At 72.6% G+C, this 19,600-nt stretch carries 17 protein-coding genes; 3 read left to right on the plus strand and 14 right to left on the minus strand.

Going from position 1 to position 19,600, the window contains the following annotated elements:
* Positions 1 to 47: 47 nt before the first annotated feature.
* The 7 genes from LUTJ29_RS0113095 to ssb all read right to left on the minus strand — a co-directional run bounded on the left by LUTJ29_RS0113095 (position 48) and on the right by ssb (position 8,214).
* Positions 48 to 2,108 carry a S9 family peptidase gene (locus tag LUTJ29_RS0113095; protein ID WP_027072909.1) on the minus strand — a complete coding sequence of 687 codons (2,061 nt, stop codon included), beginning with the start codon at positions 2,106 to 2,108 and terminating at the stop codon, positions 48 to 50.
* A 100-nt stretch (positions 2,109 to 2,208) separates the two neighbouring features.
* A complete protein-coding gene (locus tag LUTJ29_RS0113100) occupies positions 2,209 to 4,164 on the minus strand; it encodes an oligopeptide transporter, OPT family (protein WP_027072910.1) in 1,956 nt (651 codons plus the stop codon).
* A 151-nt stretch (positions 4,165 to 4,315) separates the two neighbouring features.
* Positions 4,316 to 5,203, minus strand: coding sequence for a dTDP-4-dehydrorhamnose reductase (gene rfbD / locus LUTJ29_RS0113105; protein ID WP_027072911.1), 888 nt, complete (start codon positions 5,201 to 5,203; stop codon positions 4,316 to 4,318).
* A complete protein-coding gene (gene rfbC, locus LUTJ29_RS0113110; protein ID WP_027072912.1) occupies positions 5,200 to 5,757 on the minus strand; it encodes a dTDP-4-dehydrorhamnose 3,5-epimerase in 558 nt (185 codons plus the stop codon). The genes rfbD and rfbC overlap by 4 nt, the downstream gene beginning before the upstream one ends.
* Positions 5,754 to 6,641, minus strand: coding sequence for a glucose-1-phosphate thymidylyltransferase RfbA (gene rfbA, locus LUTJ29_RS0113115; protein ID WP_027072913.1), 888 nt, complete (start codon positions 6,639 to 6,641; stop codon positions 5,754 to 5,756). The genes rfbC and rfbA overlap by 4 nt, the downstream gene beginning before the upstream one ends.
* Complete coding sequence (gene rfbB / locus LUTJ29_RS0113120) at positions 6,638 to 7,693, minus strand: dTDP-glucose 4,6-dehydratase (protein ID WP_027072914.1); 1,056 nt, start codon at positions 7,691 to 7,693, stop codon at positions 6,638 to 6,640. Before rfbB ends, rfbA begins: the two co-directional genes overlap by 4 nt.
* Before the next feature lie 56 nt (positions 7,694 to 7,749).
* Positions 7,750 to 8,214, minus strand: a complete 465-nt coding sequence (gene ssb / locus LUTJ29_RS0113125) for a single-stranded DNA-binding protein (protein ID WP_027072915.1) — start codon at positions 8,212 to 8,214, stop codon at positions 7,750 to 7,752.
* Between the two features lie 158 nt (positions 8,215 to 8,372).
* Here ssb and LUTJ29_RS0113130 point away from each other — a divergent pair, with 158 nt between their 5' ends.
* Positions 8,373 to 9,371 carry a polyprenyl synthetase family protein gene (locus LUTJ29_RS0113130; RefSeq protein ID WP_027072916.1) on the plus strand — a complete coding sequence of 333 codons (999 nt, stop codon included), beginning with the start codon at positions 8,373 to 8,375 and terminating at the stop codon, positions 9,369 to 9,371.
* A gap of 18 nt (positions 9,372 to 9,389) precedes the next feature.
* Here LUTJ29_RS0113130 and LUTJ29_RS0113135 read toward each other — a convergent pair whose 3' ends face one another.
* From LUTJ29_RS0113135 to LUTJ29_RS0113150, 4 genes are all read right to left on the minus strand, one after another.
* Entirely contained in the window at positions 9,390 to 10,190 is an 801-nt protein-coding gene (locus LUTJ29_RS0113135) for a dienelactone hydrolase family protein (RefSeq protein ID WP_051323008.1), read from the minus strand.
* A gap of 65 nt (positions 10,191 to 10,255) precedes the next feature.
* Positions 10,256 to 11,692 carry a UDP-N-acetylmuramoyl-L-alanine--D-glutamate ligase gene (gene murD, locus LUTJ29_RS0113140; protein ID WP_232221216.1) on the minus strand — a complete coding sequence of 479 codons (1,437 nt, stop codon included), beginning with the start codon at positions 11,690 to 11,692 and terminating at the stop codon, positions 10,256 to 10,258.
* Entirely contained in the window at positions 11,673 to 13,037 is a 1,365-nt protein-coding gene (murL, locus tag LUTJ29_RS0113145; protein ID WP_027072919.1) for a UDP-N-acetyl-alpha-D-muramoyl-L-alanyl-L-glutamate epimerase, read from the minus strand. Before murL ends, murD begins: the two co-directional genes overlap by 20 nt.
* Positions 13,034 to 15,628, minus strand: a complete 2,595-nt coding sequence (locus LUTJ29_RS0113150) for a bifunctional aspartate kinase/diaminopimelate decarboxylase (protein WP_027072920.1) — start codon at positions 15,626 to 15,628, stop codon at positions 13,034 to 13,036. Before LUTJ29_RS0113150 ends, murL begins: the two co-directional genes overlap by 4 nt.
* Positions 15,629 to 15,773: 145 nt before the next feature.
* Here LUTJ29_RS0113150 and LUTJ29_RS17475 point away from each other — a divergent pair, with 145 nt between their 5' ends.
* Positions 15,774 to 16,667 carry a PhzF family phenazine biosynthesis protein gene (locus LUTJ29_RS17475; RefSeq protein ID WP_051323009.1) on the plus strand — a complete coding sequence of 298 codons (894 nt, stop codon included), beginning with the start codon at positions 15,774 to 15,776 and terminating at the stop codon, positions 16,665 to 16,667.
* The gene (locus tag LUTJ29_RS0113160; RefSeq protein WP_027072921.1) at positions 16,664 to 17,557 is read left to right on the plus strand and encodes a PhzF family phenazine biosynthesis protein; all 894 of its coding nucleotides are present in this window, start codon (positions 16,664 to 16,666) and stop codon (positions 17,555 to 17,557) included. Before LUTJ29_RS17475 ends, LUTJ29_RS0113160 begins: the two co-directional genes overlap by 4 nt.
* 33 nt (positions 17,558 to 17,590) lie before the next feature.
* On the opposite strand, the gene LUTJ29_RS18180 is transcribed toward LUTJ29_RS0113160, so the two are convergent.
* The 3 genes from LUTJ29_RS18180 to LUTJ29_RS0113175 form a co-directional block, all read right to left on the minus strand.
* Positions 17,591 to 18,280: a glycine zipper 2TM domain-containing protein gene (locus LUTJ29_RS18180; RefSeq protein WP_051323010.1), complete on the minus strand. Its 690-nt coding sequence runs from the start codon at positions 18,278 to 18,280 to the stop codon at positions 17,591 to 17,593.
* Between the two features lie 107 nt (positions 18,281 to 18,387).
* Positions 18,388 to 19,074 carry an alpha/beta hydrolase gene (locus LUTJ29_RS0113170; RefSeq protein ID WP_144774459.1) on the minus strand — a complete coding sequence of 229 codons (687 nt, stop codon included), beginning with the start codon at positions 19,072 to 19,074 and terminating at the stop codon, positions 18,388 to 18,390.
* A complete protein-coding gene (locus LUTJ29_RS0113175; protein ID WP_027072923.1) occupies positions 19,067 to 19,501 on the minus strand; it encodes an OsmC family protein in 435 nt (144 codons plus the stop codon). Before LUTJ29_RS0113175 ends, LUTJ29_RS0113170 begins: the two co-directional genes overlap by 8 nt.
* Positions 19,502 to 19,600: the final 99 nt, after the last annotated feature.

A 19,600-nucleotide genomic window follows, 5' to 3' on the forward strand; every position in this document is an offset into this window, starting at 1 on the left:
CCGGTGCAGACGGCGGAAAGCCGGCTTGCGCCGGCCTTCCAGGGGCGTCACTGGCCGATGTGCCGCTTCAGCCAGGCGTTGACGGTGTCGTGCCAGAGGATGCTGTTGTGCGGCTTGAGCACCCAGTGGTTTTCGTCCGGGAAGTACAGCAGCTGCGACTCGATGCCGCGGCGCTGCAAGGCGGTGAACGTGGACAGGCCCTGGTCCACGGGCACCCGGTAGTCGAGTTCGCCCTGCACCACCAGCATCGGCACGCGCCACTTGGCGACGTGGTTGACCGGATTGAACTTCTCGTAGTTCTCCGGCTTGTCGTACGGGGTGCCGCCGTTCTCCCACTCGGTGAACCACAGTTCCTCGGTCACGTAGCCCATCGACCGGGTGTCGAACACGCCATCGTGGTTGACCAGGCACTTCCACGGCTCGTTCCAGTTGCCGGCGATCCAGTTGATCATGTAGCCGCCGTAGCTGGCGCCGAGGGCGCAGGCGCGGTCGCCGTCCAGGAACGGGTACTTCTGCTGCGCGGCCGCCCACCCCTTCTGGAGGTCCTCGAGCGGCTTGCCGCCCCAGTCGCCGCTGATGGAATCGGTGAAGGCCTGGCCGTAGCCGGTCGAGCCGTGGAAGTCGATCATCACCACCGCGTAGCCCTGCCCGGCGTAGGTCTGCGGGTTCCAGCGCGTGCTCCAGCTGTTGCCGAAGCTGCCCTGCGGACCGCCGTGGATCAGGAAGGCGACCGGGTACCTGCGTCCCTCCTGGAAGCCCGACGGCTTGACCACGTAGCCGTGCACGATGTCGTTGCCCGCGCCGCGGAAGGTGAACTGCTCGAAGGCCCCGAACTCGACCTCGGGCAGGCGCTCGCCGTCGGTGGGCGTGATCTTGCGCAGCGGCGCGCCCGGCGCGGCTTCGGTCACGTACAGCACGTTGCCGGTGTCGAGCGCGTTGCGGGTCAGGGCGATGGTGTCGCCGGCGACGTCGAAGGCCGACACCGAGCCGTCGCCGACGAGGCGCTCCACCTTGCCGGTGGCCGCGTCCACGCGGAACAGCGGGTACTGGCCGGTGTCCTGCGCGGCCACGAACAGCGTGCTGCCGTCGTCGGCGACCGCCAGGCTGCTGGGCGAGCGGTCCCAGTCCGGCGCGACTTCGCGCACCTGTCCGGTGGCCACGTCCATGGCCATGATCGCGTAGCGGTCGGCCTCGAAGCCGGGGCGCTTCATCGCCAGGTAGTACAGGGTGCCGCCGTCGCGGCTGTACACCGGCGTGGCATCCCAGGCCTTGTTGGCCTCGGTCAGGTTGACCGGCTCGCCGCCGTCGAGCGGCAGGCGATAGAGGTCGAAGTTGGTGGACCACGCCTCGGTGCGGCCGGCGATGCGCACGCTGGCGACGACGTGGCTGCCGTCCGGCGCCCAGGTGTAGTCGGCGGCGTCGCCGAAGGGCCTGGACGGGATGTCGCCGTCGAGCGACACGCTCAGCGCCTGCGCGGCGTCGACCGGGCCTTCGCCCTCGCCCGGCAGGGTCGCCACGAACAGGCGGCTGCGGCGGCCGTCGCTCCAGGTGTCCCAGTGGCGCACGAACAGCCTGTCGTACACGCGGCCGCTGGCCTTGCGCGCCGCCTGCTCGTCGAGGCGGCTCTTCGTGCAGCCGAGGTCGGCGCCGCAGTCGGCGAAAGTCTCGGCGCTGAAGGCGATGCGGCGGCCATCGGGCGACAGCCTGTAGCTGCCGACATCGAGCGCGAACGCGGTGAGCTGGCGCGGCTCGCCGCCGCCGGCCGGCATCGCGTAGAGCTGCTGCGAACCGTCCTTCGCGCTCAGGAAGTACAGGGTCGAGCCGTCGGGCGAGAATGCGGGGTCGCTCACGCTCCAGCCCTCGGGCGTGATCCGCCGCGGCGGCGCCAGGTCGCGGGTCAGCAGGTGGCGCGCGTAGAGGGCCGTGGTCGCCTTGAGGTCGGCGTCGACGCTGCGCTGGGCGAACACCACCACGTGCCCGTCGGGCGACAGCACCGGCGAGGAGACGCGGTCGAGCGCGACCATGTCGCGCACGTCGAAGCCGCGCGCCTCGGCCACGGCGGGCAGCGCGGCGAGCAGGCAGAGCGGCAGCAGGGCACGTCGCAGCATCGTTCGGACTCCGGGAAGATCGGGATTCCGGGATGGTAGGCGCAGCCCCGCCCCCGGCGCAAAGGACGTCCGGCACATGCGCCGGACGCCCGCCGGGCGGTCAGGCCTCCGCGATGGCGCGCTTGCCGGTGCGGTACAGCAGCCAGCCGACCAGGAACAGCACCACCAGGCCGACCCACTGCGCCGCGGCGCCCAGGTCGATGGACAGCGCCAGCACCTCCGCGTCCTGGGTCAGCACGATCGGCAGCGCGATGGCGATGCCCATCAGCGCCTCGCCGGTGATCAGGCCGGCCGAGAACAGCACGCCGGGGCGATGCACCCGGTCCAGGCCCGCCTCGTCGTCGTCGCGGACCTTGTGGAAGCGCTGCACCAGGTGCGCCAGCAGGCCGCCGAGGAAGATCGGCACCATCAGTTCCAGCGGCAGGTAGATGCCGATGGCCGCGGCCAGCACCGGCACGCGGAAGCGCTTGCCGGCCTTCTTCAGCCAGCCGTCGATCGCGATCACGACCGCGCCGATCACGCCGCCGATCGCGATCATCGTCCACGGCAGCTCGCCGCCGAACAGGCCCTTGGCCACCGAGGCCATCAGGTTGGCCTGCGGCGCCGGCAGGGTCTTGGAGCCGATGCCGTAGGCCTCCTGCAGCAGGTTCAGCACCGGGGCCATGATCAGCGCGCAGGAGAACGCGCCGATGCCCAGCATCAGCTGCTGCTTCCACGGGGTGGCGCCGACCAGGTAGCCGGTCTTGAGGTCCTGCAGGTTGTCGCCCCCCACGGCGGCGGCGCAGCACACCACCGCGCCGATCATGATCGCCGCCACCGCGCCCAGCGGCGCGCCGCCGACCTGGGCCTGGCCATCGGCACCCAGCAGCAACAGCAGCACCACCGAGGCGAACAGGATGGTGGCGATGGTGATGCCCGACACCGGGTTGTTGGACGAGCCGACGAGGCCGGCCAGGTAGCCGGACACCGACACGAACAGGAAGCCGGCCACGATCATGATCAGGGTCATGGCGAAGCTCGCGACCCAGAAGCCGACGATGGCGTGGTACAGCAGCCACAGCGGCACCACGAAGGCGACCAGCGCGACCAGCATCCACTTCATCGGCAGGTCGCGGTCGGTCTCGGCGATGACCGCGCCGTGCATCGCGCCCTTGCGCGCGGCGGCGAAGCCGCTCCGGATGCCGGCCAGCAGCGAGTTGCGCAGCGACAACAGGGTCCAGACGCCGCCGACCAGCATCGCGCCCACGCCCAGGAAGCGGATCTTGGACGACCAGATGGCGAAGGCCGCGTCCTCGGCCGGCGCACCGGCGATGGCGCTGGCCAGGGCCGGATCGCTGTCGAGGAAGAAGGCGTGGTAGAGCGGGATGGCGATGTGCCAGGACAGGATCGCGCCCGACAGCACCACGATGCCGACGTTGAGCCCGACGATATAGCCCACGCCCAGCAGCGCCGGCGACAGGCCCGTGCCCAGGTAGCCGATGACGCCGCGGCCGCCGCCGAGGTAGCCAGCCACCGCCCAGCTGTCCGGGATCAGGCGCAGGCCGTTGGCCGCGGCCAGCTTGACCGCGCCGCCGATGACCGCCGACAGACCCAGGATCTTCAGGCCCGGCCCCGGGTTCTCGCCCGCCTTGAGCACCTCGGCCGCGGCCTTGCCCTCGGGGAATGGCAGCGGCTCCTCGACGATCATCGTGCGCCGCAGCGGCACCGAGAACAGCACGCCCAGCAGGCCGCCGAGGCCGGCGATGCCCAGCACCCACCAGTAGTCGAAGTCGGGCCAGTAGCCCATCAGCACCAGGGCCGGGATCGTGAAGATCACGCCCGCGGCGATCGAGGAACCGGCCGAAGCGCCGGTCTGGACGATGTTGTTCTCGAGGATGGTGCCGCCGCCGAGCAGGCGCAGCACGCCCATCGAGACGACGGCCGCCGGGATGGCGGTGGCCACGGTCAGGCCCGCGAACAGGCCCAGGTACGCATTGGCAGCGGACAGCACCACCGCCAGCACGATCGCCAGCAGCACCGCGCGCAGCGTGAGCTGCGGCATTCCCTTCTCGGCCATCACGGCCCCCCTGGAACTGGAAGATGCGACACGCTAGCGGCCGCGGCGGGGCAAGTCCAGCGACGGCCGGCGCGGCGCCGCCCGCCGCCCGCGACGCAAGCCCGTCCCGGCCCTCCGGGCCGCGCGGACGGGTTTGCGCCGCGGCGCCCCGCTAGGCCAGGACGGCCTGCAGGGCCTGCGCCCAGTCGGGCGGCACGATGCCGAAATCGCGCTCGAGACGACTGCAATCAAGGCGCGAATAGGCCGGGCGCCGCGCGGGGGTCGGGTAATCGGCGGTGGCGATCGGGACCACGCGCGGCATCCGCGGGATCCTGCCGAGCGCGTGCGCGCGCGCCACGATCGCGCTGGCGAAGCCGTGCCAGCTGGTCTCGCCGGACGCGGTCAGGTGCCAGAGCCCGGACCCTGCGAACGGCCGCGCGAGCACCGACGCGGTCGCGTCGGCGATCAGCGCCGCCGGCGTGGGGCTGCCGACCTGGTCGGCGACCACGCGCAGCTCGTCGCGTTCGGCGGCCAGGCGCAGCATGGTCCGCATGAAGTTGCGGCCGCGGTCGGCGTACACCCAGGCGGTGCGGAACACCATGTGGCGCGCACCGCTGCCCTGCACCGCGCGTTCGCCGGCGAGCTTGCTTTCGCCGTACACGCCCAGCGGCGCGACCGGATCGTCTTCGCGGTACGGGCGGGTGCCGCTGCCGTCGAACACGTAGTCGGTGGAATAGTGGACGAACAATGCGTCGCGGCGCGCGCAGGCCCTGGCAAGCGCACCGGGCGCTTCCGCGTTCGCCCGGAAGGCGGCTTCGCGCTCGGACTCGGCGCGGTCCACGGCGGTGTACGCGGCGGCGTTGACCACCACGTCCGGTTCGATGCGGTCGACCAGCGCCGGCAGGGAGTCCGGCCGGTCCAGGTCGGCTGCCTCGCACGCCCCGCCGCCATCCGCCAGGCGACCGTCTCGGGTGGCGCACACCACCTCGCCCAGCGGCGCCAGGCTCCGCCGCAGCTCGTGCCCGACCTGGCCGTTGGCGCCGAGCAGCAGGAACCTCATGCGACGTACACGGGCAGCCGTTCGGGCGGCACGTCGGCCAGCAGCGGCGCCTTCGCGTCCTTCGGCGACAGCGTGGGCTCGGCGACCGGCCAGTCGATCGCGAGGCCGGGGTCGTCCCAGCGGATGTTGGCGTCGGCCGCCGGATCGTAGGTCGCGGTGCAGAGATAGGTGAACAGCGCGCGCTCGCTGAGCGCGACGAAGCCGTGGGCGAAGCCTTCCGGGATCCAGAAGTGGCGCCTGTTCTCCGCGCTCAGCAGCACGGCGGTCCAGCGCCCGAAGTGCGGCGAGCCGCGGCGGATGTCGACGGCCACGTCCCACACCTCGCCTTCCAGCACCGAGACATACTTGCCCTGGGGGTTGGGCCACTGGTAGTGCAGGCCGCGCAGCACGCCGCGCGCCGAGGAAGAGACGTTGCCCTGCACGAAGCGCGGCGACAGCCCATGCGCGCCGAGCTTGTCGAGGTTGAACGACTCGAAGAAGAAGCCGCGCTCGTCGCCGAACACCTGCGGCTCGACGACGACGCAACCGGGCAGGTCGGTCTCGATCAGCTTCATGGCACGTAGCCGCGATCGGCCAGGCTCAGCAGGTACCGGCCGTAGCCGTTCTTGGCCAGCGGTGCGGCCAGCGCCTGCAGCTGCACCTCGTCGATCCAGCCGTTGTTCCAGGCGATCTCTTCCGGACAGCACACGCGCAGGCCCTGGCGGGCCTCGATGGTCTCGATGTAGTTCGAGGCCTCGAGCAGCGACTGGTGGGTGCCGGTGTCGAGCCATGCGTAGCCGCGGCCCAGGCGCTCCAGGTGCAGCTCGCCCTGGTCGAGGTAGCAGCGGTTGAGGTCGGTGATCTCGAGTTCGCCGCGCGCCGACGGCGTGAGCGTCGCGGCGAACTCCGGCGCGCGCCCGTCGTAGAAGTACAGGCCGGTCACGGCGTAGTTCGAGCGCGGCTGCGCCGGCTTCTCCTCGAGCCCGATCACGCGCCCGAGCTCGTCGAACTCGGCCACGCCGTAGCGCTCCGGGTCGGACACCCAGTAGCCGAACACCGTGGCCCCGGTCTCGCGCGCGTCGGCACGCTTGAGCATCGCGGTCAGGCCGGGGCCGTGGAAGATGTTGTCGCCCAGCACCAGGCAGCTCGGCGCGCCGTCGAGGAACTCGCGGCCGATCAGGAACGCCTGCGCCAGGCCGTCCGGGCTGGGCTGCACGGCGTACTCGATCGTCATGCCCCACTGCGAGCCGTCGCCCAGCAGCGCCTTGAACAGCGCCTGCTCGTGCGGGGTGTTGATGACCAGCACCTCGCGGATCCCGGCGAGCATGAGCACGCTCAGCGGGTAGTAGATCATCGGCTTGTCGTAGACCGGCAGCAGCTGCTTGCTGATCGCCTTGGTGATCGGGTAGAGCCGGGTGCCCGAGCCGCCAGCCAGCACGATGCCCTTGCGCGCGGTCATGCCGGCACCCCGATCCGCTCCAGGCGGTAGCTGCCGTCGAGCACGTGGCGCACCCAGTCCTGGTTGGCCAGGTACCAGTCCACCGTCTCGGCCAGGCCGCGCTCGAACGTGTACTTCGGCTCCCAGCCGAGCTCGTTGCGCAGCTTGCTGGCGTCGATCGCGTAGCGGCGGTCGTGGCCGGGGCGGTCGGCCACGAAGGTGATCTGCGACTCGCGCGGCTTGCCGTCCTCGCGCGGACGGCGCTCGTCGAGCAGCGCGCAGATCGCCTTGACCACCTCGATATTCTGCTTCTCGGCGTTGCCGCCGATGTTGTAGGTCTCGCCCACCCGGCCACCGGCCAGCACCGTGCGGATGGCCTCGCAGTGGTCGCTCACGTACAGCCAGTCGCGCACCTGCCTGCCGTCCCCGTACACCGGCAGCGGCTCGCCGGCCAGGGCCCTGGCGATCACCAGCGGGATGAGCTTCTCCGGGAAGTGGTACGGCCCGTAGTTGTTCGAGCAGTTGGTGGTGAGCGTCGGCAACCCGTAGGTATGGTGGAACGCGCGCACCAGGTGGTCGGACGCGGCCTTCGACGCCGAGTACGGCGAGTTCGGCGCGTAGGGGGTCTGCTCGGTGAACCTGCCGGTCTCGCCGAGCGAGCCGTACACCTCGTCGGTGGACACGTGCAGGAAGCGGAACGCCTCGCGCGCCGTGCCCTCGAGCGACTTCCAGTAGTCGCGCACGGACTCCAGCAGGGCCAGGGTGCCGACCACGTTGGTCTGGATGAACGCCGCCGGGCCGTCGATCGAGCGGTCGACGTGGCTCTCGGCGGCGAAGTTCAGGACCGCGTCCGGCCGGTACTCGGCCAGCAGCCGCGGCACCAGCGTGCGGTCCCCGATGTCGCCGTGGACGAAGACGTGGTCCGGGTTGCCGTCGAGGTCCCTGAGCGACTCGAGGTTGCCGGCGTAGGTGAGCGCATCCAGGTTGACCACGCGCACGCCGCGCGCGACCGCCTCACGGACGAAATTGCCACCGATGAATCCGGCGCCACCGGTCACTAGCCATGTTGGCACGGCATCTCCTGTGTCGTACGGATGATGGGGGCCCGGGGGAACCCGGGACGGACGGCTCAGAACGGGATCTCGTCGTCCGGGAAGTCCTCGACCGGCGCCGGCTGGCGGCTCGGGGCGGACTGCTGCCGCGGCTCCTGCCGCTGCGGGCGCGAGCGCTCGTAGCCGCCACCGCCGCCACCGCCCTCGCCGCGGCCGCCGAGCATCTGCATCTCGTCGGCGATGATGTCGGTGTAGTAGCGCTTCTGGCCGTCGTCGCCGGTGTGCTCGCTGTAGCTGATCCGGCCCTCGACGTACACCTGCGAACCCTTGCGCAGGTACTCGGCCGCGATCTCGCCGAGCTTGCCGAAGAAGGTGACGCGGTGCCACTCGGTCTTTTCCTGGGTGTTGCCGTCGCGGTCCTTGCGCACGGTGGTGGTGGCCAGGCTGACCTTGGTGACGGCCATGCCGCCCTGGGTGTATCGGGTTTCGGGATCGTTGCCGAGATTGCCGACAAGGATCACCTTGTTGATGCCACGGGCCATGGGAGTCCTCGGGTGTCGCCGGCGTGCCCGGCGAAAGGCATTGGATTATAGCCCGGCGACCCGTGGCGTCAGGTCGCGCCGCCCCGGCGCGTAGGACTGCGCCACGCCGGCCGCGGGGCGGGATCTATAATCTCCCGTTCATCTTCCACGGACCCCCAATGGACGCCCCCGCCCCCACCGCGCCCGGGCTCGACCTGCCCGCCATCCAGGCCCTGGCGGCCGACGACATGGCCGCGATCGACGCCCTCATCCGCCGCCGCCTGGCCTCGGACGTGGTCCTGATCAACCAGATCGCCGAGCACATCGTCTCCGCCGGCGGCAAGCGCCTGCGGCCGATGCTGGTGGCGCTGGCCGGGCGCGCGACCGGGGCGGTCGGCGCGCACCACCACCAGCTGGCGGCGATCATCGAGTTCATCCACACCTCGACCCTGCTCCACGACGACGTGGTGGACGAATCCGACCTGCGCCGCGGCCGCAGCACCGCCAACGCGATCTGGGGCAACGCGGCCAGCGTCCTGGTCGGCGACTTCCTGTACTCGCGCTCGTTCCAGCTGATGGTGGAGATCGACAGCATGCCCGTGATGCGGCTGCTGGCCGACACCACCAACCGCATCGCCGAGGGGGAGGTACTGCAGCTGCTGCACGTCCACAACCCGGACACGACCGAGGCGGCGTACCTCGAGGTGATCGAACGCAAGACCGCAGTTCTGTTCGCCGCGGGCACGCAGCTCGGCGCGCTGGCCTCCGGCGCGGACGACGCCACCCAGCGCAAGCTGTACGACTACGGCCTGCAGCTGGGCCGCGCGTTCCAGATCGCCGACGACGTGCTCGACTACAGCGCCGACGCCGGCGCGCTGGGCAAGAACCTCGGCGACGACCTGGCCGAGGGCAAGGCCACCCTGCCGCTGATCCACGCCATGGCGCACGCGGACGAGGCCACGCGGCAGCGCCTGCGGGGAATCGTGGAACGGGGCGACGCCTCGGCGATGCCCGAGGTGCTGGCCGCGATCGAAGGCGCCGGCAGCCTCGACTACAGCCTCCGGCGCGCGCACGAGTACGCCGCCGCCGCGGAGGCCGCGCTCGACGGCCTGCCGGACGGCGAGGCGTTGGCCGCGCTGCGCGGCCTGGCACGCTACGCCGTGGACCGCGGCCACTGACCGCGGCCGGCGCGGGAGTCAGGGCCCGAACCGCTCGCGGAAGAACCCGCGCATCATCGCGAACGCGCGGCGTGCCGTGCGTTCGTCGTACCTGCAGTTCGAATCCGGCGGGCCGTCGGCATTCTCCGGCTGCGAGAAGCAGTGCCGCGCGCCACCGAAGCTGACCAGCTGCCAGTCGGCGCCACCCTCGCGCATTTCCCGCGTGAATGCTTCGACGTGTTCGGGCGGGACGCTGCTGTCGTCGGCGCCATGAAGCACGAGCACCGGGGTCCGGATCGGGCCGTCGGCGGGCTGGTAGCCCTGGAGGTTGCCGTGGAAGCTCACCACGCCGCCGGACAGTTCCCGTCCCGAACGCGCCAGTTCCAGCACCACGCCGCCGCCGAAGCAGAACCCGACGGCGCCGATCCGGCCTGGCTGCACGGGCACGCCATCGAGTCCGGCCAGCACGTCCACGGCCCTGTTCGCGCGCAGGCGCAGGGTCCTGCCGCCATCGGCATAGGCGGCCACCACCGCCTGCCGCGCCTCGGCAGCGTCCGCCGGCCGCACGTCGCGCCCGTAGACGTCGGCCACCAGCACGACGTAATCCGTGCCCGCGATGCGCCTGGCCATGGCCACGGCGGCCTCGCCCACGCCCATCCAGTTGGGCACCATCACCAGCCCGGGGCGCGGGTCGTCCGTGCTGTCGTCGTAGACCAGCACGCCCGAGAAGGGCTGCCCGTCCAGGGTCCATTCCAGCGGCTGCTCGCGCAGGGCCGTCCGTGCGGGAATGGACGACAGGGCCAGACATGCGAGCCAGGCCAGGCGTGTCAGCAGCGACATGCGGGTCCCTCCAGGTTCAACCGGCGGCAGTCTTGCACGACGCCCGTGACGGAGGATTGACCGGTTCAGGCGATTCCCAGTCCCGGGATCGCGGTGATCGCATCGGGGTCGACGCCGGCCAGCCGAGCGAAGTGACGGCCGCGCTCGGTGTAGTCGCGGTACGCACCGAAGCTCGGCGCGCCCGGCGAGAGCAGCAGTACGCCGTCGCCCGCCAGCAGCGCTTCGGCCTGCGCCACCGCATCGGCGAGGTCGGTGGCCTGGCGCAGCACGCAGCCGTCCTCCCGCGCCACGCCCCCGAGCAGGTCATGGATGCGCGGGCCGTTCTGGCCCATGGTGACGATCGCCGCCGGCGGCCGCGCGCGCACGCCTTCGGCGAAGGCGCTCCAGTCCAGGCCGCGGTCGTGGCCGCCGACCAGGATCGCCACCCGGCGCCCGGCGAAGACCTCGAGCGCGGCCAGGCTGGCGTGTGGCGTGGTGCTGATCGAATCGTTGACGTACTCGATGCCGTCGCGCACGCCCAGCGACTGCAGCCGGTGCGGCAGCGGGCGGAAGCCGGCCACGTGCGGCGCCAGCGCCACCGCGTCCAGGCCCAGCGCCTCGATCGCGGCGAGCACGCCGCACAGGTTGGCACGGTTGTGGCGGCCGGGCAGCGGGACGCCGCGGGTGTCGAGCACCTCCCGTCCGCCACGCCACAGCGCGTCGCCGCGCAGGTGCCAGCCATCGGGGCTCCCGAACCAGCGCACCTCGCTGTGCGGCAGGTCGCGGCCCGTTTCGGCCAGCAGCGGATCACCGGCATTGAGCACGGCGATGCGCGGGTACGCGCCGGTCAGCAGCGCCAGCTTGTCGCGCACGTAGCGCGCGTGGCTGCCGTGCCAGTCCAGGTGCTCCGGGAAGACGTTGGTCACCAGCGCCACGTGCGGCCGTACGCCGCTCATCGCGACGTCGCCGGTCTGGTAGCTCGACAGCTCCACCACCCAGTAGTCGGCCTGCCCGTCGAGCAGCTCCAGCAGCGGCTGGCCGATGTTGCCGGCAAGCGCGGTGCGATGGCCACCGGCGCGCAGCAGGTGCGCCAGCAGCGCCGACGAGGTGCTCTTGCCCTTGGTGCCGGTGACGCAGAGCGTGGTCGCGTCCGGGCGCGAGGCGAACCAGAGCGCCGTGCCGCCGATGAAGCGCGTGCCGCGTGATGCGGCTTCCAGCGCCTCCGGCCGGTAGGGGCTGATGCCCGGCGACTTCACCACCACGTCGAACGCGGACAGGCGCTCCGCGCTGGCGTGCGTCTCCACCCGCAGCCGCGGGTCGCCGAGCGCCCGCGCCTCGCCGGCTTCGGAGTCGGAGCAGAACAGCGTCAACGTTCCCGGAAACCGGTCGTCGTCGCCGGCAGCGGGCAGCCGGTCGGCCGCCGCGCGCAGGGCTGCGTGGGCGGCGCGGCCCTCGCGCCCCCAGCCCCACAGGGCCACGCGGCGCCCGGCGAGCGAGGCGATGTCAGGCGGCGAAGCGTTCACGCAGCCGCTCCCACAGCGGCGCGGGGATGCCGTGTTCGCCCTGCGGCGCCAGCAGGGCGTCGACGTCGACCTCGTCCGCGCCCAGCTGCGGCGCGATCTCGCGCGCGAAGCGCGCCACCACCGCGTCCTCGCGCCACTCCGGCCGCGCCGCCAGCGCCGCCATCGCGGCGCGCGACTCGCGGCCCTCGCCAACGCACTCGAATGGCTTGTGGTCGCGGTATTCGAGCAGCGCGTCGAAGCCCGGGACCTGGGCGGGATCGTCGAGCAGGTTGCGGCCGAAGATCCCGACCAGCCGCGGCTTGGGCATGAACGGCGCCAGCGCCAGGAACACGAAGTGGCACTTCGGGCACACCCCGCACCAGCGGTTCACCGGCCGCTCGCCGAGCAGGTGGAAGTTGCGGTTGCAACTGGAGAAGTGCGCGTCGTAGGCGTCGAGCTTCGCGAACTGGCGCGCGACCGCCAGCTCGCTCAGCGGCCGCAGCAGCGAGTAGTAGCGCAGGTCCGCGGCCACGTGCGAGCGCAGGTGCGCGGCGAAGGCGCGCTCGAACGCCCAGCCCTTGGACCACTGGTGGTTCACCTCGCCGGTGCCCTCGATCAGGCTGCCGTAGCTGGCCGAACGCTCGTTGGAGAACACCACCTGGTCCACGCCGAGCACCACCGCGGCGAAGGCGAGGATGGCGGAGTTCACCGCGGTCACCGGGATGTGGCCGTTCCACGCGCCCTGGCGGTTGAACTCGAACAGTTCCGGCGCGAGCTGGCGGCCGATGTTGAGCATCGGCAGGCCGGTGCGCCCGGCGCAGGCGCGGATCAGCTGCGAGCCGCCGATCCAGGCGACGGTCTGCCCGACGCCCAGCGCGCGCAGCGCCTCGATGCTGACCAGCGAATCCTTGCCGCCGCCGATCGCCACCAGCGCGTGTTCGCGCAGCCCCAGCGCCGGCGCGTCGCCTCCGGCCACCCCGTTCGAAACCGGAAAGCGCACCCGGCCGTGCAGGTCCAGCCCGTTGCGGTACGCGAACTCGCCCAGCCCGTTGAGGTACACCTCCTCCACCAGCGCCCCGGTGGCGGCATCGATGCCACCGTCCTCGACGAGGATCGTCGCCGGCACCGCCGCCTTGTAGTAGCTCACGCCGGCGACCAGGTGCAGCAGCCGCAGCGCGCGCATGGCCGCCGCCGCGCGGGCGTCGTCGAGCGCGAACGGCGCGCCGGGCAGGGTGACCGTCTCGACCAGCTCGGGGCCGTCGTCGAAGGCGTAGACCAGCCGCGCCACGCCGCTGGCGGGATCGAACCCGCTGCGCACGAAGCGGAACGCAACGATCGCGTCGCGGTTGAACTGCCACTGGCTCATTCGATGATGTCCTCCACCGGCAGCGCGCGCAGGTTGTAGGCGCTGGCCATGGTGTAACCGTAGGCGCCGGCGTCGGCCACCAGTACCACGTCGCCGGGCGCGGTCGCCTCGGGCAGCTTGACCCGGTGGCCGAACACGTCGCTGGATTCGCAGATCGGGCCGACCACGTCGAAGTCGCGCAGCGGCCCGTCGTCGATCCGGTCCAGGTTCACGATGTCGTGCCAGGCGTCGTAGAGCGCGGGCCGGATCAGCGCGTTCATGCCCGCGTCCAGGCCGACGCGGTGCACGCCGTCCTTCTCCACCACCTGGCTGCAGCGCGCCAGCAGCACGCCGGCCTCGGCCACCAGGAAGCGGCCCGGCTCGATCGCCAGCTGGAACGCCGGGTGCACGGCCTTCACCCCGGCCAGGCCCGCGCCCCAGTCGTCGAGGTCGAAGGGCTCGTCGTCGGCCGAATACGGGATCGGCAGCCCGCCGCCGATGTCGAGCACCTCGACGGTGCCGATCCGGCGGGCGAACCCGGCCATCTCGTCGACCATCTGCCGCCAGTGCTCGCGCGTCTCCACGCCGCTGCCCAGGTGCGCGTGCAGGCCGGCGATACGCACGTCGAGCGCGCGCGCCAGCGCTTCGAACTCCTCCACCCGCGATGCGGACAGGCCGAACTTGGAGGCCTTGCCGCCGGTGGTCACCTTCTCGTGGTGGCCGTCGCCGAAGCCCAGGTCGATGCGCAGCCACAGCGTCCGCCCACGGAACACCTCCGGCCAGCGCTGCAGCAGCTCGCAGTTGTCCACGGTCACGGTGACGCCGCGCCCGAGCGCGTGCGCGTACTCGTCGATGGGCGCGAAGCTCGGCGTGAACAGCACGCGGGCGGGGTCGAGGCCCGGCACGCTGGCGAACACGTGCTCGACCTCGGCCAGCGACACGCACTCCAGGCCGAAGCCCTCGGCCACCAGCGCGCGCAGGATCGCCGGATGGGAATTGGCCTTGATCGCGTAGTAGCGGCGGTCCACGGCCTCCACCGCGAGCAGCTGCCGCGCGCGCTCGCGCACGGTCGGCAGGTGGTACACGTAGCGCGGCGTGCCCCCGGCCGCCAGCGCCCGCAAGCGTTCGCGCTCGCCGCGCCACCACGGCACCGGGCGCGGGCGCACCGTGCCGATGATGTCCTTCCAGCGCGGGCCGAAGACGCCGTTCTCGTACACCGGCATCGCGCCCGAATCGATCAGTTCGGCATGCAGCACCGGAAGCAGGCCGTCGGCATCGGCCTCGTCGATGACGAAGGTCAGGTTGAGGTCGTTGGACGACTGCGAGATCAGGTGCACGCGCTCGCGGCCGAAGGTCGCCCACACGTCGGAGAGCTTGTGCAGCAGCGAACGCATGCCCAGGCCGACCAGGGTGATCGCCGCGCACGGCGCGATCACCTTCACTCGGCACACCTGGGCCAGGTCCTCGGACAGGCGCGCAAGCACGTCGGTGCTGACCAGGTTCTCGCTCGGGTCGAGCGAGACGGTGACGTTGGTCTCGGCCGACCCGATCAGGTCCACCGACAGGCCGTGGCGGCGGAAGCGCTCGAAGATGTCGGCCAGGAAGCCGACCGACTGCCACATGCCCACGGTTTCCATCGACACCAGCACGATGCCGTTGCGGCGGCTGATCGCCTTGACGCCCGGCACGTGCGCGGCCTCGGCGTCGATGCGCGTGCCCGGCAGTTCGGGGCGCCCGGTGTCGAGGATCGCCATCGGCACGCCGCTGACCCGGCACGGTCCGAGCGAGCGCGGGTGCAGCACCTTGGCGCCGGTGGTCGCGATTTCCTGCGCCTCGGCGTAGTCCAGGCGGGTGAGCAGGCGCGCGTCGGGCACCTCGCGCGGATTGGCGGTGAACATGCCCGGTACGTCGGTCCAGATCTCCACCCGGCGCGCGCGCAGCAGGCCGCCGAACAGGGCGGCCGAAGTGTCCGAACCGCCGCGGCCCAGGATCGCGGTGCCGCCTTCGGGATGGCGGGCGATGAAACCCTGGGTCAGCAGCAGGCGCGTGGGTTGCGCGGCGAAGCGCGCGCGCCAGTCGTCGTCGGCCTCGCGCCGGCACGACACCGACAGCCGCCTGCCCCACCCGCTCTGGTTGGGCAGTTCGATCGCGTCGAGCCAGTCGCGCGCGTCGGCCCAGCCGATGTCCAGGCCCTGCGCGCGCAGGTAGGCCACGCCCAGCGTGGACGAGAGCAGCTCGCCCTGGGCCAGCACCTCGGCCTGCCAGTCGAGCGTGCGCGTCGCCGCGCGCGCATCGTCCAGCAGCGCGCGCAGCGCGGCCAGCCGCGCGCCGAGCACCACGTCCGGGTCGAGGTCGAGTTCCTGCACGAAGGCGCGGTGGCGTGCGGCCAGCGCCTCGACCCGCGCCGCGCTGTCGGCGGCGCCGTCGGCGATCGCGGTCAGGTCGTTGGTCACACCTGAAAGCGCCGAGACCACGACCAGCACGCGCCCCCCGATCTCCTCCGCGCGTTTGCCCGCGAGCCGTCCGATCGTGTCCCAGCGATGGCGTTGCGACACCGACGTGCCGCCGAACTTGAGCACGACCCAGGGCGTGCCGATCGGGGGGGAAGGCATGGAAATGGCGGGATCCGGGGATGCGGGCGGGTGCGCCTGCGGGCGCAGCGCGGATTCTAACCGGATCGCCGCGCGCGCGAGTCCCGGCCTCCGGCGCCCGACCGGGTTGGTAAGCTGCGCCGCCCACCTGCACCGCGACGCGCCCATGCCACGACGCTACCTGCAGCTCGACGTCTTCGCCGACCGGCCCGGTGCCGGCAACCCGCTCGGCGTGGTCCTGGACGGCGACGGACTCGACGACGCGGCGATGCAGGCGCTGGCCGCGTGGCTGAACCTCTCCGAGACGGTGTTCTTCCAGCCGCCCCCCGAGGGCGTCGGCTACAGCGTGCGCATCTTCACCCCGAAGGGCGAGCTGCCGTTCGCCGGGCATCCGAGCGTGGGATCGGGATGGGCGGCACTCGCCCACGGGCTCGCCGTCGCCCGCGATGGCCGCCTCGTGCAGCACTGCGGCGCCGGCCTGCTGCCGGTGCGCATCGAAGGCGACGGCGCGGCGCGCCGGGTGCACGTGCGTTCTCCGCGCGGCGAACCGCGCGCCGCGGCGTTCCCGCTCGACACCCTTCCGGCGCTGGCGCGCCTGCTCGACCCCGCCCTGCCGCCGCAGCTGTGGAACAACGGTCCCGACTGGTGGATCGTGGCGCTGCGCAGCGAACACGAACTGCGCCGGTACCACCCCGAACTGGAGGCGATCGCCGCCCTGTCCGGGAAGGGCAAGCTGGCCGCCTTCGCCCCGGCCGCGCACGGCGAGGCCGGTTACCGCTACGTCGTGCGCGCCTTCGCGCCCGGCGTCGGCATCGCCGAGGACCCGGTCACCGGCAGCGCCAACGCGCTGGTCGCCGCCCGCCTGCTGCAGGCCGGCCTGGTCGGCCCCGGCACCGGCTATGTCGCCAGCCAGGGCCGCGAGCTCGGCCGCGACGGCAGGGTCGAGGTCCGCGTCGACGACGACGGCGAGGTCTGGATCGGCGGCCGCGTGCAGCCCGTGATCGAAGGCCGGATCGACTGGCCGGCCAACGCCCCTTCCCTGCATCGGAGCCCTGCATGACCGCGCGACGCTTCACGACCGTCGATGTCTTCGCCGACCGGCCCGGCGCCGGCAACCCGCTGGCCGTGGTGCTCGATGCCGGGGGACTGGACGACGCCGCCATGCAGGCGATCGCGCGCTGGACGCGCCTGCCCGAGACCACCTTCGTGTTCCCACCGTCCGCGCCCGGCGCCACCCATGCGCTGCGCATGTTCAGCCCGCAGCGCGAGGTGCCCTTCGCCGGCCATCCCAGCGTCGGCACCGCGCACGCCGTGCTCGAGGCCGGCCTCGCGCAGCCCCGGGACGGACGGCTGGTGCAGGAAGGCTCGGCCGGCCTGCTGCCGCTGCGCGTGCGCGGCGAAGGCGATGCGCGCACGATCGCGATCCGCACGCCGCGCGCGCGGGTGGCCGAAGTGGCCGCGCCGGGAGACCCGAGGCTGGCCGGCGCGCTTGCGGGCCTCGCGTGCGGGGCACTGCCGCCCGCGCTGATGGACGGCGGCCGTCGCTGGTGGCTGGCGGAACTGGCCGACGAGGCCACGTTGCGCGGCGCGAACCCGGACTGGACGGCAATCGAACGCCTGGCGCGGGAGACGGGCAGCATGGGCCTGTGCGTCTACGCGCGCTGCGCAGGCCGCGCGTACGACCTCGCCGTGCGCGCCTGGGTGGGCGCGGGACGCTGCTTCGAGGACGCCGCGTCCGGCGCGGCCAATGCCACCCTCGCGGCCTGGCTGGCGTCGCGCGACGCACTGCCCGGCCACGGCGGCCGCTATCGGGTGAGCCAGGGACGCGAGGTCGGCTTCGACGCCTGCATCGAACTGGAGGTCGACGACGACGGCGAGGTGTGGTCGGGCGGACGGGTGCGGACGGTCGTGCGGGGCACGCTCGACTGGGAGGCACCGGCGCCTCGCTGAGCGCTGAGCGCAGCCCGGCGTCGCGCGTCGCGACTACGGCACGGCGCGCACGTCCACCCGCACCCGGATGCGGTCGCCGGGATGGTGGTCGGTGCGGGTCACGTACTCGCGCCCGCCGTATTCGTAGGTGACGTCGTAGGCCACCACGTCGCGGGGGTCGTGGTCGCCGACGCCGGCATACCGGTCGCCGTAGGGCTCCGGTCCGCACACGGTGACCACGCCTTCGCGCGGGCGCCGGTTCGCCTCGTAGATGCGGCGGCCCGCGGTGCTGCCGACCACGGTACCGACCGCGGTGCCGATCGCCTGGCCGCTGCCGTCGCCGATGCGGCTGCCCAGCACCGCGCCGGCGACGGCGCCGAGCACGCTGGCGACGAGGCGGCCGTCGTCGTCGCGGCGGCGCGCGTAGGGATCGTCGCCGCCGTAGCCGCCGCCGTACCCGCCATACGGGTCGTCGCGATGGACGTATCCGCCGCGGCGCACCTCGCAGTCGCGCCCCGCCCGGGTCGAGCGTGCGTACTCGTCGAACACCGGGTCCACGCGCAGCACGCGCGCCCATGCGTACTGCGGCTGCGGATCGGAGCCGCGCCAGTCGCCGCCACGGGATTCGGCGGTGCGATGGGGATAGTCGCCGTACGGTCCGCGGTATTCGCGGTAGTCCTGGGCGGACGCAGCGCCCATGGCGAGGGCGAGTGCGGCGGCAAGGCAGGTCGCCTGGAGCTTCATCGTGTCGTTTCCGGCGCGTGGACGAAGGCGCGCCGTCCCACGCTAGGCACACATCGCTAACGCGCGCCTGAACCCGGGCGCCGGCCCGGGCCCGCGCCCCGCTCCGTTCAACGCGCCGACAGCCAGGCCAGCACCTGGCCGGCGCAGTCGGCGGCGCCACGCCCGAGCAGCGGGCCGACATGGCTGACCGCGGGTGCGCGCAGCAGCGAGGCCTGGTGCTCGCTGGCCAGGGCGGCGGTCAGCGCGGGCGGCACGTCGTCGTCCACCATCGAGGCCACGTACAGCGCCGGGCACGCCGGATGCGGGACCTGGCGTCCGGCGTAGGCCTCGCGCATCGCGCGGCCGCTCTCGTCGCGCCAGTTGCGGAACGCGAACAGCGCGGTCGCCTCGTCCGCGTCGGGCAGCGCGCGCCGGGTACCCGTCAGGCGCGCATCGCGCTGCCACGGGACCACGTCCGGCCACTCGCGGCGCGGCAGCTGCGCGTGCCAGGGCGCGGGCGGCAGCGGATTGACCAGCACCAGCGCGTCGGCTTCGGCCGCGCATTCGAGCGCCAGCAGCCCGCCCAGGCTGGCGCCGACCAGGGCGCGCGGCCGCGGCAGCGCCCGCAGCGCCTCGCGCACCTGGACCAGGTACCAGTCGAGGCCGGTCGCGGCCAGGCCCATGGGCGAGGGCTGCAGGTCGGGCGCGGCCACGCGCACCCGTCCGGCCTCGAACACGCCCTTCCAGATGTTCCATTCCCAGCCGCCGCCCCCGCCTCCGTGCACCATCAGCGCCGCACGCGGGCCGCTACCCAAGCAGTTCCGCCTCCAGCGTGATCGGCACCGCGCTCAGCGCCTTGGACACCGGGCAGTTCTGCTTGGCGTCGTCCGCGATCGCGCGGAACGTCTTCTCGTCCAGCCCCGGCACCTTGGCCTTCATGCCCAGGCGGATGGCGCTGAGCGTGGGCCCGCCCTCCAGCGACAGGTCCACCGCGGCGGTGCCCTCGAGCCACTCCGGCGGGTGGCCAGCCTCGGTGAGCTTGGCCGACAGCGCCATGGTGAAGCAGCCGGCATGCGCGGCCGCGATCAGTTCCTCGGGGTTGGTGCCGCGTTCCTCGCCGAAGCGGCTGTTGAATCCGTAGCGGGTGCCGTCGAGCAGCCCGCTGGCCGGGGTGGTGAGGCTGCCGCGGCCGGTCTTGAGGTCGCCTTCCCAGCGCGCGGTGGCCTTGCGTGAGATACCCATGTGTCGTGCACTCCTGTTCGTCCGGACGATCCCGTCAACGCTACCCGGCGTTGCGTTACCGCCGCGTGCGCGGCGGCGTGGATGCTGCGACGCAACGCG

The sequence above is a fragment of the Luteimonas sp. J29 genome (assembly GCF_000472505.1).
In the GTDB taxonomy this organism is placed as follows: Bacteria; Pseudomonadota; Gammaproteobacteria; order Xanthomonadales; family Xanthomonadaceae; genus Luteimonas.